This is a genomic window from Nocardioides sp. T2.26MG-1, assembly GCF_950101795.1.
In the GTDB taxonomy this organism is placed as follows: Bacteria; Actinomycetota; Actinomycetes; order Propionibacteriales; family Nocardioidaceae; genus Nocardioides.
Genome location: NZ_CATNLZ010000003.1, coordinates 36,992 through 51,549 on the forward strand (window position 1 = coordinate 36,992; position 14,558 = coordinate 51,549).

18 protein-coding genes are annotated in these 14,558 nt (G+C 74.5%); 1 reads left to right on the top strand and 17 read right to left on the bottom strand.

The genetic code is table 11. The features are described 5' to 3' along the window. Positions 1-63 precede the first annotated feature (63 nt). The 15 genes from QQZ14_RS05790 to QQZ14_RS05860 all read right to left on the bottom strand — a co-directional run bounded on the left by QQZ14_RS05790 (position 64) and on the right by QQZ14_RS05860 (position 12,630). Positions 64-1,506: a sensor histidine kinase gene (locus QQZ14_RS05790; protein ID WP_284533275.1), complete on the bottom strand. Its 1,443-nt coding sequence runs from the start codon at positions 1,504-1,506 to the stop codon at positions 64-66. Beyond that, positions 1,503-2,189 carry a response regulator transcription factor gene (locus QQZ14_RS05795; protein WP_284533276.1) on the bottom strand — a complete coding sequence of 229 codons (687 nt, stop codon included), beginning with the start codon at positions 2,187-2,189 and terminating at the stop codon, positions 1,503-1,505. The genes QQZ14_RS05790 and QQZ14_RS05795 overlap by 4 nt, the downstream gene beginning before the upstream one ends. Continuing rightward, the gene (locus QQZ14_RS05800) at positions 2,186-3,718 is read right to left on the bottom strand and encodes a hypothetical protein (RefSeq protein ID WP_284533277.1); all 1,533 of its coding nucleotides are present in this window, start codon (positions 3,716-3,718) and stop codon (positions 2,186-2,188) included. Before QQZ14_RS05800 ends, QQZ14_RS05795 begins: the two co-directional genes overlap by 4 nt. Then, on the bottom strand, positions 3,651-4,361 hold the full coding sequence (locus QQZ14_RS05805; RefSeq protein WP_284533278.1) for a DedA family protein: 711 nt from the start codon (positions 4,359-4,361) through the stop codon (positions 3,651-3,653). The genes QQZ14_RS05800 and QQZ14_RS05805 overlap by 68 nt, the downstream gene beginning before the upstream one ends. Further along, positions 4,358-4,972: a phosphatase PAP2 family protein gene (locus QQZ14_RS05810; RefSeq protein ID WP_284533279.1), complete on the bottom strand. Its 615-nt coding sequence runs from the start codon at positions 4,970-4,972 to the stop codon at positions 4,358-4,360. Before QQZ14_RS05810 ends, QQZ14_RS05805 begins: the two co-directional genes overlap by 4 nt. Before the next feature lie 118 nt (positions 4,973-5,090). Then, positions 5,091-5,870, bottom strand: a complete 780-nt coding sequence (locus tag QQZ14_RS05815) for a DUF6390 family protein (protein ID WP_284533280.1) — start codon at positions 5,868-5,870, stop codon at positions 5,091-5,093. Continuing rightward, a complete protein-coding gene (locus tag QQZ14_RS05820; RefSeq protein ID WP_284533281.1) occupies positions 5,863-6,768 on the bottom strand; it encodes a DMT family transporter in 906 nt (301 codons plus the stop codon). The genes QQZ14_RS05815 and QQZ14_RS05820 overlap by 8 nt, the downstream gene beginning before the upstream one ends. Beyond that, the gene (locus QQZ14_RS05825) at positions 6,765-6,989 is read right to left on the bottom strand and encodes a HypC/HybG/HupF family hydrogenase formation chaperone (RefSeq protein WP_284533282.1); all 225 of its coding nucleotides are present in this window, start codon (positions 6,987-6,989) and stop codon (positions 6,765-6,767) included. The genes QQZ14_RS05820 and QQZ14_RS05825 overlap by 4 nt, the downstream gene beginning before the upstream one ends. Next, the gene (locus QQZ14_RS05830) at positions 6,976-7,461 is read right to left on the bottom strand and encodes a hydrogenase maturation protease (RefSeq protein ID WP_284533283.1); all 486 of its coding nucleotides are present in this window, start codon (positions 7,459-7,461) and stop codon (positions 6,976-6,978) included. The genes QQZ14_RS05825 and QQZ14_RS05830 overlap by 14 nt, the downstream gene beginning before the upstream one ends. Then, complete coding sequence (locus QQZ14_RS05835; protein WP_284533284.1) at positions 7,458-8,768, bottom strand: Ni/Fe hydrogenase subunit alpha; 1,311 nt, start codon at positions 8,766-8,768, stop codon at positions 7,458-7,460. The genes QQZ14_RS05830 and QQZ14_RS05835 overlap by 4 nt, the downstream gene beginning before the upstream one ends. Next, positions 8,765-9,595 carry an NADH-quinone oxidoreductase subunit B family protein gene (locus QQZ14_RS05840; RefSeq protein WP_284533285.1) on the bottom strand — a complete coding sequence of 277 codons (831 nt, stop codon included), beginning with the start codon at positions 9,593-9,595 and terminating at the stop codon, positions 8,765-8,767. The genes QQZ14_RS05835 and QQZ14_RS05840 overlap by 4 nt, the downstream gene beginning before the upstream one ends. A gap of 1 nt (position 9,596) precedes the next feature. Further along, positions 9,597-10,433: an FAD/NAD(P)-binding protein gene (locus QQZ14_RS05845; protein ID WP_284533286.1), complete on the bottom strand. Its 837-nt coding sequence runs from the start codon at positions 10,431-10,433 to the stop codon at positions 9,597-9,599. Then, a complete protein-coding gene (locus QQZ14_RS05850) occupies positions 10,430-10,894 on the bottom strand; it encodes a cyclic nucleotide-binding domain-containing protein (RefSeq protein WP_284533287.1) in 465 nt (154 codons plus the stop codon). Before QQZ14_RS05850 ends, QQZ14_RS05845 begins: the two co-directional genes overlap by 4 nt. Beyond that, positions 10,891-12,060 carry a 4Fe-4S dicluster domain-containing protein gene (locus QQZ14_RS05855; RefSeq protein WP_284533288.1) on the bottom strand — a complete coding sequence of 390 codons (1,170 nt, stop codon included), beginning with the start codon at positions 12,058-12,060 and terminating at the stop codon, positions 10,891-10,893. The genes QQZ14_RS05850 and QQZ14_RS05855 overlap by 4 nt, the downstream gene beginning before the upstream one ends. A 111-nt stretch (positions 12,061-12,171) precedes the next feature. Further along, positions 12,172-12,630, bottom strand: a complete 459-nt coding sequence (locus QQZ14_RS05860; protein ID WP_284533289.1) for a hypothetical protein — start codon at positions 12,628-12,630, stop codon at positions 12,172-12,174. Between the two features lie 111 nt (positions 12,631-12,741). On the opposite strand from QQZ14_RS05860, the gene QQZ14_RS05865 reads away from it, so the two are divergent. After that, positions 12,742-13,488: a response regulator transcription factor gene (locus tag QQZ14_RS05865; RefSeq protein WP_284533290.1), complete on the top strand. Its 747-nt coding sequence runs from the start codon at positions 12,742-12,744 to the stop codon at positions 13,486-13,488. A gap of 20 nt (positions 13,489-13,508) precedes the next feature. Here the strand turns inward: QQZ14_RS05865 and QQZ14_RS05870 are convergent, their stop codons facing one another. After that, entirely contained in the window at positions 13,509-13,874 is a 366-nt protein-coding gene (locus QQZ14_RS05870) for an Hpt domain-containing protein (protein ID WP_284533291.1), read from the bottom strand. Then, positions 13,871-14,485: a signal peptidase I gene (locus QQZ14_RS05875; RefSeq protein WP_284533292.1), complete on the bottom strand. Its 615-nt coding sequence runs from the start codon at positions 14,483-14,485 to the stop codon at positions 13,871-13,873. Before QQZ14_RS05875 ends, QQZ14_RS05870 begins: the two co-directional genes overlap by 4 nt. Positions 14,486-14,558: the final 73 nt, after the last annotated feature.

A 14,558-nucleotide genomic window follows, 5' to 3' on the forward strand; every position in this document is an offset into this window, starting at 1 on the left:
CGGAACCTAGGCCGGACCGCATGAAGGCGACGTGAAGGCGACGTGGTGAAGGGGACGCGCGCGTCACTCCGCCGCTGCGGGCGCTCCGGTCGGGAGCAGGATGCTGACGGTCATCTCGTGGCCGTGGGTGCATGCGACCGGGGCCCGGCCACCGTGCGAGGCGTGGTGGCCGGCGTGGCACAGCCGCAGCTCGCCGCCCGCCTGCGCGACCATGGCCTGGACGAGGGCCAGACCGAGACCGGAGCCGGGACGGCTGCGGGCCTCCTCGGAGCGCACGAAGCGCCGGGTCGCCGTGTCGAGGATCTCCGGCGGCAGCCCGGGACCGGCGTCGGCGACGACCAGCCGGGCCCAGCCCGGGTCGGGGCGGTCGACGGTGACGGCGTACGGCGCCGCGCCGTGGAGGGCCGCGTTGTCGAGCAGGTTGGTCAGCATCCGCTCGACCTCGAAGTCGGCCACCGCCACCGGCACCGGCTCGCCCGGCACCTCGGTCGAGGTGTCGCCGGCGTCGGCCGGGGCGGCGAGCCGGCGCTGGTTGACCACCCGCGCGGTCACGGCCGCCAGGTCGCACGACTCGTGCCCCGTCCGGCCGGCGACGCTGCCGAGCTCGAGCAGCTGCTCGGCGAGCCGGGCGAGCCGGTCCAGGTCCACCTGGAGCTCCTCGAGGACCCGCTCGTGCTCGGCCTGGGTGCGCGGGCGCCGACGGGCCAGCTGCACCCGGCTGGTGAGCAGCGTGATCGGCGTGCGCAGCTCGTGGCTGGCCTCGTTGACGAACTGGCGCTCGCGGTCGAGTGCCCGCTCGAGCGAGCTGAGCATGTCGTTGAGGGTGTGGCCGAGACGGGTGACCTCGTCGTCCCTGGACGGCGACACGTCCAGGCGCAGGTCGGACGCACCGGCGGCGATCGCGGCCGCACGCCGGCGGTAGCGCTCCACCGGGCGGAGCGCCGCACGCGCGAGCCGCTCGCCGACCCAGGCCGTGAGCGCGAGCGCGCCCAGGCCTGCCACGACGAGCTGCACGAGCAGCTCGCGGAGCGCCTCGTCGCGGTGGTCGCGGCGTACGGCGGCCAGGAGGAAGCGACCGCTGCCGTCGTCGAGCGGGGCGACACGCAGTCGGTAGGGATCGTGGGAGATCGGCAGGAAGTCGCCGACGTTGAACGTCCGAGGGGTGGTGCCGACCCGGTCGAGCTGGCGCTCGCTGACCAGCCCCACGGTCCCGCTCGCACCGCCGTGGTCGAGCACCGACCCGGCGGGGTCGAGGACCTGCCAGGCGACGCCGGTGGCGTCCGCCGCGGACCGGTCGGTCACCCGGCCGCCGGCCCCGACGAGCGGGGCCAGGGCACCGGTCGCCTGCACGAGCTCGGTGTCCAGCCCGCGGTCCAGGGCGTAGCCCACCCGCCAGTAGACGAACGTCCCGGCCGCGAGGAGCACCACGAACATCGCCGCGGAGAACCCCGCGACGAGCCGGATCCGCAGCGGCAGGCGGGACGCCCGGTCCCGCAGCGAGGTCATCGGGCCGCCGCGGGCGTGTCGACCCGGTAGCCGACGCCGCGCAGCGTCGTGATGGTCTCGGTGCCGAACGGCTTGTCGATCTTGGCCCGGATCGCGGCCAGGTGGACGTCGATCACGTTGCTGCGCAGGTCGGTCTCACCGTCCCAGACCTCGTCGAGGATCATCAGCCGGCTGACCACCCGGCCCGCGTTGGAGACCAGCAGGTGCAGGATGTCGAACTCGCGTGCGGACAGCACGATCTCGCTGCCGCGGCGGGTGACCCGGCGGGCCACCGGGTCGACGACCAGGTCGCCGAGCTGGACCGGCGCCTCCCCGACCAGGCTGCCGCGCCGGTAGAGCGCGCGCAGCCGCGCCAGCAGCTCATCGAGGTCGAAGGGCTTGGGCAGGTAGTCGTCGGCGCCGGCGTCCAGGCCGCTGATCCGGTCGCGGACGTCGCCCCGGGCGGTGAGCATGAGGATCGGCAGCGCGATCCCGAGGTCGCGGAGCCGCCGCGCCACCGTCACCCCGTCCATGCCGGGCAGCATCCAGTCGAGCAGCGCCACGTCGAGGCCGGAGTCGGAGAGCAGGCGCTCGTACGCCGCGCGGCCGTCGTGCACCACGTCGACCTGCCAGCCGGCCTCGGCGAGGGACTCCTCGAGGACGTCGGCGAGGCGCACGTCGTCCTCGGCCACCAGGATCCTCATCCGTCCGCTCCCACCTGTCGCTCCCACACGTGCCACTCGCCGTACGTCCTCTGCTCACCGTAGTGACGCACGACGTAGTCCTGCGCGTCCCGCGCGTCCAGACCCCACGAGCCGACCGTGTCGCCGTCGACGACCAGCCACCGCGGGGCCGACGGTCCGGCCAGCACGTCCTCGAGCTGGCGGAGCCGCGGGTCGCGGACCCGCACGGGCAGGCTCCAGAGGTACGGGTACGGGCTGCTCAGGCCGCTGGCCGCCACGATCTCGGCGTGGCCGAAGGCCACCACCACCCCGTCGGTGGGCCGGGCGTGGGAGCGCAGGTACGACGAGACCCGCGCCTCCGGCGACACCTCGACCGGCTGCCGGCTCCAGTGCACCCAGGCGAACGCGTTGACGACCAGCACGTACGCCAGGCAGGCGGCGACCAGGGCGCGCCGTCGTGCCGGGGCCGCCAGCACGACCAGCAGCACGAGCCCGGGCACCAGCCCGGTGAGGTAGTGCCACCAGTAGCTGCCGCCCATCGCCACGCCGAGGACCTCCCAGCCGGCCAGGCACAGCGCCGGCCAGGTCAGGAGGGACGAGCGGTCGAGCACGACCAGCAGGGCGGCCAGCACCAGCAGCAGCACGCCACCGCTGAGGACGGACACCGTCGTCAGGTGGCTCATCCGCTCCGGTGTCGCCGGCGAGGCCGAGGTGCCGATCACCGCGGCGGCCTCGAGCCGGAAGACCACGACCGCGTCCCAGATCCCGCTCGGCGAGGTCCCGCGGGCGGCCGCCCCGGCGAGACCCACGCCGAGCATCGCCAGGCTCCCGCCGGCGAACGCGGCGGCGCGCCCGGCCAGGCCGGCCGCCCGGCCACGCCGGGTGAGCGGCAGGGCCGCGGCGAGCACGAAGACGTCGACCTCGTTCTGCTTCACGAGGGCCGCGGCCATCGCCGCGGCCCCGGCGCCCGCGGCCAGGGCGAGTCCGCGCCGCCCCGAGGGGTGGCGCAGCGCGCTCACGAGCAGCACGACGCCCAGCAGCACGAACGGCACGGCGAGGACCTCGCCGTCGGTCTCGGGGAGGCCGAAGTACGGGCTGGAGAGCAGGGCCAGGGCGACCGCCGGCCCGGCCACCCGCGGCCACACCCGCCCCCGGCCCAGCAGCCCGGCCAGCACGCCGGCCAGCAGCACCGACGCCGCGCTCGCGGTGGCCGCCATCAGCTTGACCGCCGGCGCGGCCACCACCGCGCCGGCCGGGGTGAGGTGGCCGGCGATCGAGAACAGCCACAGCAGCAGCGGGGGCCGGTCGACCCAGTAGTCGCCGTACAGCGACGTGCCCGGCTGCCAGTGCCGGCTGAGCAGGAGGAACCCGCTCTCGTCGGGCCTCAGCGGCTGGTGCAGGAACGGCAGCCACGCGGCGAACGCCACGGCCGCCGCCAGGAGGAGCGCGCCGGCACCGGCCCGGCTCCAGCCGGGCGGCGACTCACCCGGCCGAGGACCGGGCCGCCGCGTGGCGGGCGGTGCTGCGGTGACGGACCCGGGGATGGACACGGCGCGACCGTAGGTCGCCGCGCATGAAGGGCCGATGAAGAGCGATCCCCCGGCGTCGCAGCAGCCGTACGCCGAGCACACCGGCGACCACCGCGACGGCGAGGCCGACGCCCACGCCCGAGAGGACGTGCGCGACGACGTGCCAGCTGTCGCCGGCGAGGTACCCCGCGAGGACGACGGCGCTCCCCCAGGCCACGGCACCGGCGAGGTTGAAGACCGCGAACGTCCGGTACGGCATCCGGGCCATGCCGGCCAGGCCCGGCACCAGCACCCGCAGCGCCACCGTGAACCGGCCGATCAGCACCGCCGGCCCACCTCGGCGAGCGAGCGCGGCCTGGGCCCGGTCGAGGTGCTCGGCCTTGACGAGACGTCCCGCCACGGAGTCGAGGACGCGACGTCCCCACCGGCGTCCGACCAGGTAGCCGACGGCGTCGCCGGCGACCGCGCCACCGATCGCCGCGGCCAGGACGGCCGCGAGCGGGAGGTGCCCCTGGCTCGCGGCCACGCCGCCGAGCAGCACCGCGACCTCGCCGGGGAACACGAAGCCCACGAACGCCGAGGACTCCAGAGCGGGCAGGGCGAAGACCACCAGCAGCCCGACCCAGAGCGGCAGCGCGAGCAGGTGCTCCACGACCCCGGTCATCGCGCCGCTCCCGGCGCCGCGGTGACGAGCGGACGCAGCGGGGTGCGCGCCAGCCAGGCGACCGCCGGCCGCACGAGCGGACGGGTGAGCAGGTACGTCGTCCCCACGACCGCGGCGCCGAACGCCAGGCCGGCGAGCACGTCGAGCGGGAAGTGCGCGCCGACGTAGACGCGGCTGAAGGCCATCAGGCAGGCGAGCGCGACCGCGACCAGTCCGAGCCTGCGGTGCGCCAGCACGACGCCGGCGGCCACCGCACCGGCCAGCACCGCGTGGTCGCTGGGGAACGCGTAGTCCTGGGTGCGCGGCACCAGCAGCAGCACGTGCGGGAGCACCGCGTAGGGACGGGGCTCCGCGACGTCGCCCGCCACCAACTGGTTCACGCCGATGGCCAGCAGCGCCCCGACCGGCGCCCAGAGCGTGATCGCGGTCCGCGACAGGTCGCGCTCGCCCCGGGCCAGCCACCAGGACAGCACCAGCAGCGCCGCGAACAGCACGACGCCGTACTCGGTGAAGAGCCGCAGCGGCGCGTGCAGCCACGGCGTCTCGCCGGAGAACCGGTTGACGTCGGTGAACCAGTCCACCTGCAGCTGCGGCCACACCACGGATCCCACGGGTCCTCCTCGCCGGACGGGTGACGCACCCGCCTCGAGCGGACCGTAGGCCGCCGCGGATGAACCCCGGATGAAGGCGCCGGCGTCACCGTCGCTGACCGCGTGCCCGGCCGCGGGCTCACACGGGGCAGTCGGCCGTCCCGTTCACGGCCGCGAGCTGGTCGAGGGTACGGCGTCGCAGCGTGGCCACCTGCCAGCCGTCGAGCCGCTCGCAGACCCAGTCCCAGTGCAGCGAGCACCAGTCCCCCGGACGGAGGGCACCGGCCAGGCCGCGGTCGCCGACCCGCAGCACCGCCGGCTCGTCGACCGGCGCGGCCAGCGTGAGGCGCCGGCCGTCCCAGGCCAGCGGCCGGGAGCGCACCACCGCGACCGGTCCGGCGATCGTCAGCACCTGCCCCCAGCGCACCCGGCACCGGTCCATCACCCGCAGCGGCTCGTCGCCGGCGTGGCCGCCGCGCAGCAGCCCGACCCACGGGTACACCGCGAGCACGTGGAACGAGTGGTGCGGCACGGCGCCCGTCGGGAGGACCTCGGCGAGGCGGGACCACGACCGCAGGGAGGTCCGGCCCCGGAACCGGCTCTCCACCGAGTCGCCCATCAGCCGGGGTCCGACCCGGTCGAGCAGCACGTTGCCGACCCAGTAGGCCTCGACGACCCGGGCGTCGAGCGGGTCCCGCAGCCCGTTCGCGGTCGCGATCAGCTCGAGGTAGGGCCACGCTCCCTCGAAGCCCCGGAGCAGCCGGCGCAGGTCGGCGTCGTCGGCGCCGCGGGCGGTGTGCTCGAGGAGCAGCGGTGCCGCGTCCGGGCCGCAGTACCCGAGCGCGTTCGGCGGGTAGGCGTAGCGGGCGAACCGCAGCGGTCCGCTGTCGGCCGCCGTCCCCACGCCCCGGTCAGGCACGAGCCGTGACCGCCCGCGGCCGCATGCCCAGCCAGCACACCAGCGCGCCGCCGGCGACCAGCAGCAGCTGCCAGCCGTCCTGGGTGCCCAGGGCCGCACCGTCCACGACCGCCCCGAGGACGGCCGTCACCGGGGCGGCGAGGACCAGCACCGCGGTCACGTCGACCGCCTTGGCGCGGGCCAGGGCGGCCAGCCAGGTCGCGACGTACGCCGAGAGCAGCAGGCCGGTCAGCAGCACCCACCCGACCTGGACGCGGCTCAGCGAGCCGAGCACGCCGAGCTCGCCGCGCACCGCGAGCCAGCCCACGAGGACGACGGAACCGACCGTCATCCGGGCCACCCCGACCGTCCACGACGAGAGCGACGACAGCAGCCGCTTGGCCACCACGACCTCGACCGACCACAGGAGCGTGGCGCCGAGGATCAGCAGCTCGGGGCTGCCGAGCGACCCGGGGAGGCCACCTTGCACCCCGACCTGGCCGACCAGGATCACGGCGATCGCGAGCCAGTGGCCCCACTGGAGCCGCTCGTGCAGCAGCGCGACCGCGAGCAGCGCGACCCACAGCACGAGTGTCTTGTGCAGGAACGCCGCCTGCGTCGACCCGGCCCGGGACAGCCCCTCGAAGAACAGCAGGAACGGGACGCTGCCGCCGACGACGCCGACGACCGCGAGCCCCAGCCACTGTCGCGCTCCCTCCGGCCTGGTCAGCCGGGCCCCGGTCCGCCGTCCGGCCGCGACGATCGTGACCAGGACGGCGGCGGCGACCAGGTTCTTCGCCGTCGTGTAGGCGCCCGGGTCGCCGAACTCGCGGACGCCGGAGGCGTTCACCCAGACCGAGACGCCGCTCACCAGGGCGGTCCCCAGCGCGAGCAGCATGCCGAGCCTCCTCGTGGTCATGATGGACTCCCTTCCCTGATCCGTCGGGCGTCGGCCGCCTCCTGTGGGGTGAGGCGAGCCAGGGCGTAACCGCAGTGCACGAGCAGCCAGTCCCCCGGCGCGAGCGGCTCGGGTCCGGTCAGCGTCAGCAGGGACGCGGTCAGGGTCCGGGGGCCGACGCGCACCTCGACCACCCCGGACGCCAGCACCCGCTGCACCACGCCGAGCTCACCGAGGCACATGGCTGGGCACCTCCTCCGACAGCAGCTCGACCACCAGGTCGGCGACGGCGGGCACGGCCTGCCGCACCGGGTCGGACAGCGGGTCACCGTGGCCGAACGACGCGGCCTCGACGCCGATCACCACGAGCTGCTCCGGCAGCCGGTGCAGGGCACGGGCCAGCTCGACCACGGCGGCGAGCCCGAAGGCGTGGGTGCCGCGGCCGCTCGACGCCCACGACCCGGCCGGCAGCGGTGGCTGCCCGGGGCCGACGACCAGCCGGTGCGTCGTGCCGGGGGCCGCACCGGACCGGACCGCGTCGACCACGACGACCGGCGCGTGCCCGCACCACAGGTCGAGGAGGGTCGCCGGGTCCCGACGCACGAGGACCGACACCCCCGGCAGCGCCCGGGCGGCCACCGCCCGCGCGATCGCGAACCCGACCCCGTCGTCGCCGCGTGCCGGGTCGCCCAGCCCGACGACCAGGGCGGTCACGACCGCTCCACGGTCAGGTCGAGGAAGTGGGTGGCGCAGGAGATGCACGGGTCGTAGTTGCGGATCGCGTGCTCGCACCGGTGCTGGAGTGCGTGGTCGTCGAGGTCCGACCAGGTCGCGGCCATCGCCCGCAGGTCGGCCTCCACGCTCGCCTGGTTCTGCGATGTCGGCGGCACGATCTGCGCGTCGCGGATGATGCCGGCGGCGTCGAGCACGTAGCGGTGGAAGAGCGTGCCGCGTGGGGCTTCGCTGGCGCCGTACCCCTCCCCCGCCCGGGGCGGGACCTCGACGCTCGGCGCGGTGCCGTCGGTCCAGCCGTCGATGATCCGCAGCGCCTCGTGGCAGGCCTCCACGAGCTCGACCGCCCGCACCACGATCGACCGGAACGGGTTGCGGCAGGTGTCGCCGAGCCCGGCGTCCCGCGCCGCCTCGCGCGCCACCGCGGAGAGCCGGTCGGAGTTCAGGCTGTAGCGGGCCAGCGGCCCCACGGCGTACGGCGCGTCGCCCCCGACGAGCCGGGCGTGCAGCGCGTTGCTGTGCGGCACGTGCCGCTCCTCGATCCGCTCCGCGAACTCCGAGACCGGGAACGCCGTGCCGGCGGACGTCACCACGGACCCCACCTCGATCGGGTAGCCCGTCTCGGCCCGCAGCGAGACGTACTCGTAGGGCTGCTCGAACTCGGGGAACTCGAAGCCCGACACCACCGACACCGCGGTGAGCGCGTCGGCGAGGGCCCGTTCGAGCTCCGGGCGGAACGCGCGCAGCTCGGCGGCCGCCGGGAACCGGTAGAAACCGCCGACCCGGACGTTGACGGGGTGCACGGAGCGCCCGCCCACGAGCTCCATCAGCGCGTTGCCGGCCTTCTTCAACCGGAGCCCGAGCTCGACCACGTCGGGGTGGTCGGTCGCCATCTCGATGGCACCGTCGTAGCCGAGGAAGTCCGGCGCGTGCAGCAGGAACACATGCAGGGCGTGGCTCTCGATCCACTCACCGCAGTAGAGGAGCCGGCGCATCAGCCGGACCTCCTCGGGCACGACCACCCCGCACGCGTCCTCGATCGCCCAGCACGCGCTCGTCTGGTAGGCGACCGGACAGATGCCGCAGATGCGGGCGGTGATGTCCGGCGGCTCGGTGTGGGCGCGACCGCGCAGGAACGCCTCGTAGAACCGGGGCGGCTCGTAGATGCGCAGGTGCACGTCGGCCACGTCGCCGCCCTCGAAGGCGATCCGCATCGCCCCCTCGCCCTCGACCCGGGCCAGGGTGCCGACCTGCAGCACCCGGCCGCCGTCGGTGAGCTTGTGCGTCACGAGGTCACCTCCTGCTCCTGGGGCTGCTCCTGGGGCTGCTCCTGGGGCTGCTCCTGGGGTTCGTGGCGCCGGCTCTCCTGCCGGAACGGCTCGGAGCCGGCGTTGAACGTGCGGAACACCCGCAGCACCTGGTCCTCGCCCATGCCCAGCGCACGCAGGCGGTCGGCCTCGGACCGGGTGTTCGGGGTGTCCTGCGGGCCGAAGCAGCCGTAGCAGCCGCGGGAGAACGCCGGGCACAGCGCGCCGCACCCCGCCTGGGTGACCGGGCCGAGGCACGGGGTGCCGTCGGCGACCATCACGCACACCGAGCCGCGCCGCTTGCACTCCACGCAGACGCTGTACGTCGGGATCCGGGGCCGGCGCCCGGTGAGCTCGGCGGCCAGCAGCTCGAGCAGCTGGCGGCGGTCGATCGGGCAGCCGCGCAGCTCGAAGTCCACGGTCACGTGGGCCGCGATCGGCGTGGACCGGTCCAGCGTGGAGAGGTACTCCGGGTGGGCGTAGACCACGGAGCGGAACTCCGCGACGTCGGCGAAGTTGCGCAGCGCCTGGATGCCGCCGCTGGTCGCGCACGCCCCGATCGTGACCAGCCGCCGGGACACCGCCCGCACCTGGTGGATCCGCTCGAGGTCGCCCGGTGTGGTGATCGACCCCTCGACGAGCGACACGTCGTACGGCCCCTCGACCACGGCCCGCGTGGCCTCGGGGAAGTAGGCGATCTCGATCTCGCCGGCGAGCGGGACCAGCTCGTCCTCGCAGTTGAGCAGCGTGAGCTGGCAGCCGTCGCAGGACGCGAACTTCCACACGGCGAGCTTGGGCCGGGCGGTCATGTCACAGCTCCGCTCGGGCCATGAGGGGCTCCAGCCGGTCGAACGCGAGCACCGGGCCGTCCAGGCACAGGAACAGCTCGCGCAGCTGGCAGTGGCCGCACAGGCCGATGCCGCACTTCATGTTGCGCTCCATCGACAGCCGGATGCGGGAGGGGTCGACCCCGCGGGCGACGAGGGCCACCGCCGACTGGCGCATCATCACCTCGGGCCCGCAGACCAGCGCCAGCCGCCGGTCGGCACCGAAGGCGACCTTCCCGATCAGCTGGGTGACCAGCCCGATCCGGCCCGTCCAACCCGCCTCGCCGCGGTCCACGATCACCTCGACGGTGATCCGGTGCCGCTCGGCCCAGGTGCGCAGGTCGTCGCCGAACAGCACGTCGGAGGGGGTGCGCGCGCCGTACAGCAGCGAGACCCGCTGGTAGTCGTCGCGCTCCGCGCAGATCTCCAGCAGCGCGGGCCGGAGCGGGGCGAGCCCGATGCCGCCGGCGACCAGCACCACGTCGCCGCCCTTGCCGTCGGCGACGTCCCAGCCGGTGCCGAACGGCCCCCGGACGCCGAGCACCTCGCCGGGCGCGGCGAACGCCAACGCGTGGGAGACCGACCCGACGTCGCGGATCGTGTGCTGGAGCGGGCCCGAGCCACGCGGGTCCCCGCTGATCGAGATCGGTACCTCGCCGACGCCGAACACCTGCAGCATCGTGAACTGGCCGGCCGCGAACGCGAGAGGCGCGCCGTCGCACGGCTCGAGGTGGACGGTCAGCGTGTCGTGGTTGTCGTGCCGCGTGCTCGCGACCCGGAACCGCCGCGGCAGCATCGGGAAGCTCGGCGCGGCGCTCACGACTGGCCGCCGTAGAGGTCGAGCAGCCGCACCCGGGCCGAGTGCAGCCGGGTCGCCATCACGTCGACGACGCGGCGCAGCAGGAGGTAGCCGAGGCCGGGGTCGTTCTCGCACCGCTCCCGCAGGCACGCGCCGTCGAAGGCGACCGCGCTGGTCTCGGCGACGGCGCGGGCGTCGAACGTCCAGCGGTACGGCGGCACCAGCCAGGACCAGCCGACCACGTCGTCGGCGTCGGCGGTGTCGAGGACCTGCGAGCCGGTGCCGAGCCGGGTCTCGAGCGCGACCCGTCCCGTGCGCAGGACGTAGAACGCGTCGGCGGGCTCACCCTCGCGGAAGAGGTACTCCCCCGGATGGAAGTGCACGAGCGTTGCGCACCTCGCCACGAACGCCAGGTCGTCCTCGTCGAGCCCGGCGAAGAACGGGTGGTGCGGCAGGTACTGCTCGATCGTGAGCCGGGTCATGGCCCATCCCTCCTCCCCCCTCCGTCGTGTCGCAGGGCCGCGACCTCGGCGGTGAGGTCGATGGCGGCGGGGCACCAGGTGATGCAGCGGCCGCACCCGACGCAGCCGGACATCCCGAACTGGTCCTCCCACGAGGCGAGCTTGTGCGTCAGCCACTGGCGGTAGCGGGCCCGGGTGGACGCCCGCACGGAGCCGCCGTGGATGTAGGAGTACTCGGCGCCGAAGCAGGAGTCCCAGACCCGGTCGCGCTCGACCAGCGCCCCCGTCAGGTCGGTGACGTCACGGACGTCCGTGCAGAAGCAGGTCGGGCAGACCTGGGTGCAGTTGGCGCAGGCCAGGCAGCGGGTGGCGACCTCGTCCCAGACCGGGCTCTCCGCCGAGGCGTAGAGGAGCTCCTTCAGGCCGCTGGTGTCCAGCTGCCGCCCCATCGCCTGCGCGGCCCGCGCGGCCACGTCGTCTGCGGCCGCGAGGTCCTCCGGCCCGGCCGCGGGCACGGCGGCCCCGGCGCGCACCGCCTCGTCGAGCACATGTCCGCCGCGCTCGGTCGCCACCTCGACGACGAACCGGTGGCCGTGCTCGTCGAGCACCTCGGTCATCGCCAGGTCGTACGGCGCGGCCGGGGCGGTCCCGGCGCCCGGGCGGGGCCCGGTGCCCATGGACCCGCAGAAGCAGGTGGCCGCCGGGTGGCTGCAGGTCACGGCGACCACGAACGTGCCCTCCCGGCGCAGCGCGTAGGCGGCGTCGCCGTACCGACGGCCGAGGAGCACCTCGTCCTGGATGCCGACCGCGGCCAGGTCGCAGGAGCGCACGCCCAGGACCGCGACCGGACCGTCCGCGCCGGCCTCGGGGTCGGGCGGCGTCGGGTGCACACCGTTGGCGTCGTGTCGCGCCCGCCAGAGCACCTCCTGGGCCGGGAAGAACAACGGCTTGGCGGACTGGGCGCCCGCGGCGTAGGCGAACAGCAGCGGGTCGTCACGCCGGCGGAGGCGGTAGTGCCCGGCCTCCTGCTCGTCGCCCCAGCCCGCCGGCAGGTCGGCGACCTCGCGGACCGGTCCGAAGCCGATCGCACCGTCGCGGACCGCGGGCCCGAGCACGTGGAAGCCGCGGGTTTGCAGGGCGTCGACCAGCGCCTGCAGTCCATCCGTAGTCAGGATCCGGGTGTCCATCGGGTCTCCTCGGGGCCTACGGGCCTCGAGGTCAGTCTCGTGACCCGACTCCCTCGGCCACCAGGGGCGCAGGTCACAAGACTCGGGCCCTTTGGGACCTGGGGCGTCAGGTCAGAGCTGCCCGGAGCTCGACCACTTGGCGGGGCAGGTGATCGTGCGGGTGTACGGCGTCCCGGTCCAGGAGCCGAGCCGCGACTGGATCGTCAACGTCCAGTGGGTGGCCTTCCGGTCGTTGAGGATGCCCCCGGACGTCATCGACACGCTGTGTCCGGCCGAGGAGGCGGTCTTGTCGACCTGTGGTCCCGTGAGCCGGTAGTCGTAGACCGCGCCGGCCGGTCCGCCGTCCGCGAAGGAGGTGATCGTGACATCGATCCCCTCGGTGAAGACGGGCAGCGCGCACCGGTAGGTGCCGGTCACGGCGGCCGGGGTCTCCATCCGGTCGGTGCCGACCGCGAGGGTGGGCGACCGGGTGGCGGTGAACCGCGCGGTCGCCACCGACGGCACCAGCAGCAGCGTGGCGACCACGAGCAGCAGCACCGAGAGGCGGCGGCCGTGGTCGAGCGTGTTCATGAGCTGCTCCGGTGCATGAGTGGGTCCTGCACCACTGACGATGCCGCGGGGGGTTCAAGGCGACCGCCGACCCGTCTCAAGACTCCCTCAAGAAATGACATCATCGGCCCCATGGACACCCACGCGGGACCCGTCTCGGAGGGGCGGCTCGCGCTCGTGGTCGAGGACGACGAGGACATCCGGGCCCTCATCGAGTTCACGCTCGAGACCCAGGGCTTCGAGGTCGTCGCGGCCGCCTCCGGTCTCGACGGGGTCGAGGCGGTGCGGGAGCGACATCCCGACCTGATCACGCTCGACCTGGGTCTCCCCGGCATCGACGGCATCGAGGCCTGCCGGCGGATCCGTGAGATCAGCGACGCCTACATCGTCATGATCACCGCCCGCGACGACGAGATCGACCGACTGCTGGGCCTGGAGACCGGCGCCGACGACTTCATCGCCAAGCCGTTCAGCGCACGCGAGCTCAAGGCCCGCGTGAACGCGATGTTCCGCCGCCCGCGCACCGTCGGCGGGGTGCACGTGCCGGAGCACGCGGCCGAGGACCGGCACGAGGTGCTCGTCCTCGGGCCGCTGCGCGTCGACGTCGAGAGCCGCCGTGCGTTCCGCGGGGACGACGAGCTGGTGCTGACCCGGACGGAGTTCGACCTGCTGACCGAGCTGATGCGCACGCCGTCGCGGGTCTGGACCCGGGAGGCGCTGCTGCGCACCGTGTGGGGCACCGACTGGGCCTCGGACACCCACCTGGTCGAGGTCCACGTCGGCAACCTGCGCCGCAAGCTCGCCGACGGCACCGACGGCGCCACCCGGTTCATCCGGACCGTGCGGGGCGTCGGCTACCGCATGGAGCTGCCGGCGTAGCCCTCCGCGGTGCGTTCGGCTCAGACCTCGAGGTACGCCGCGAGCTCGCTCTCGAGCCGCTCGGCCGCGGGGGCGAGGCCGCCGGCGACGCGGTGCGCGGCCGACAGGTCTGACATCCGCAGGTGCCGCTCGATCGCGGCGCCCAGCGTGGCGATCTCGCGGGCGCCCAGGGTGTGGGAGGAGGCCTTGAGGCTGAGCACGGCGTCCATCGCCTCGTCCCGGTCCTCGCCGTGGAGCGCCGTGAGGACCCGGCGTACCCGCCCCGGCAGCAGTCGGCGGTAGCGGCCAGCCAGGACGAGCGCGAACTCGTCGTCGCTCGCGTGCCCCGTCAGGCTGACGAGCACTGCCGGGTCGAACACGGGTGGCGTCTCGATGACGTCGCTCATGACGGGGGGGTCCCCTCCTGCTCGGACGGCACGTCGCCGTCCCGGTCCTTGGCCCAGATCGTGCTGAGGCCGAGCAGCAGCAGGCCCGCGAGGGCCACCCAGAAGATACCGTGCTGGACCGCCGGAGCCCGGAAGGCGCGAATGACGGAGCCGAGCTCCGGCACGACCGCCTGCATCTCCCAGACCTGGTCGCCTTGCAGGGTCGCGGTCCACGGGTCCGGGTCGGCGTTGTTGTCGCCCTGGGTGCGGACCGCGACCGATCCGTCGCGCTGGTGCAGCACCTCGATCACCCGGTGGGTCTCGACCCGGTGGTCCTCGACCGGGATCTGGTAGGTGATCACGTCGCCGACCTCGACCTCGGAGACCGGCTTGGCCGCGGTCACCACGACGTCACCGGGCGAGATGCCGGGCTCCATGCTGCCGGTGAGCATCGTCGAGGTGCGGTAGCCCAGCAGGTGCGGGCCGACCGCGATCAGCGCGAACGCGAGCAGACAGAGGACCAGCACCAGGTCGGCCAGCACCGCGACGACCCGCCGAGCGCGGGGCCGGGCCGCCGCCGGCGGCGCTGTCACGGCGACCGCCCGGTGCCGGCCGACGTCGATGCTGCTCATCGCGGTGCCCTTCTGTGCTGCGGCCTGTCGTGGTGAACCGCTGCGGCCGCTCGCTCCGCGAGCGGCCGCAGCG

Excerpts from the sequence above, each read along its gene's own strand:
- QQZ14_RS05875 (WP_284533292.1), bottom strand. The coding sequence starts at position 14,485 with ATGAGCAGCATCGACGTCGGCCGGCACCGGGCGGTCGCCGTGACAGCG.
- QQZ14_RS05790 (WP_284533275.1), bottom strand. The coding sequence starts at position 1,506 with ATGACCTCGCTGCGGGACCGGGCGTCCCGCCTGCCGCTGCGGATCCGG.
- QQZ14_RS05840 (WP_284533285.1), bottom strand. The coding sequence starts at position 9,595 with ATGACCGCCCGGCCCAAGCTCGCCGTGTGGAAGTTCGCGTCCTGCGAC.
- QQZ14_RS05795 (WP_284533276.1), bottom strand. The coding sequence starts at position 2,189 with ATGAGGATCCTGGTGGCCGAGGACGACGTGCGCCTCGCCGACGTCCTC.
- QQZ14_RS05825 (WP_284533282.1), bottom strand. The coding sequence starts at position 6,989 with ATGTGCCTCGGTGAGCTCGGCGTGGTGCAGCGGGTGCTGGCGTCCGGG.
- QQZ14_RS05855 (WP_284533288.1), bottom strand. The coding sequence starts at position 12,060 with ATGGACACCCGGATCCTGACTACGGATGGACTGCAGGCGCTGGTCGAC.
- QQZ14_RS05860 (WP_284533289.1), bottom strand. The coding sequence starts at position 12,630 with ATGAACACGCTCGACCACGGCCGCCGCCTCTCGGTGCTGCTGCTCGTG.
- QQZ14_RS05820 (WP_284533281.1), bottom strand. The coding sequence starts at position 6,768 with ATGACCACGAGGAGGCTCGGCATGCTGCTCGCGCTGGGGACCGCCCTG.
- QQZ14_RS05870 (WP_284533291.1), bottom strand. The coding sequence starts at position 13,874 with ATGAGCGACGTCATCGAGACGCCACCCGTGTTCGACCCGGCAGTGCTC.
- QQZ14_RS05805 (WP_284533278.1), bottom strand. The coding sequence starts at position 4,361 with ATGACCGGGGTCGTGGAGCACCTGCTCGCGCTGCCGCTCTGGGTCGGG.
- QQZ14_RS05865 (WP_284533290.1), top strand. The coding sequence starts at position 12,742 with ATGGACACCCACGCGGGACCCGTCTCGGAGGGGCGGCTCGCGCTCGTG.
- QQZ14_RS05850 (WP_284533287.1), bottom strand. The coding sequence starts at position 10,894 with ATGACCCGGCTCACGATCGAGCAGTACCTGCCGCACCACCCGTTCTTC.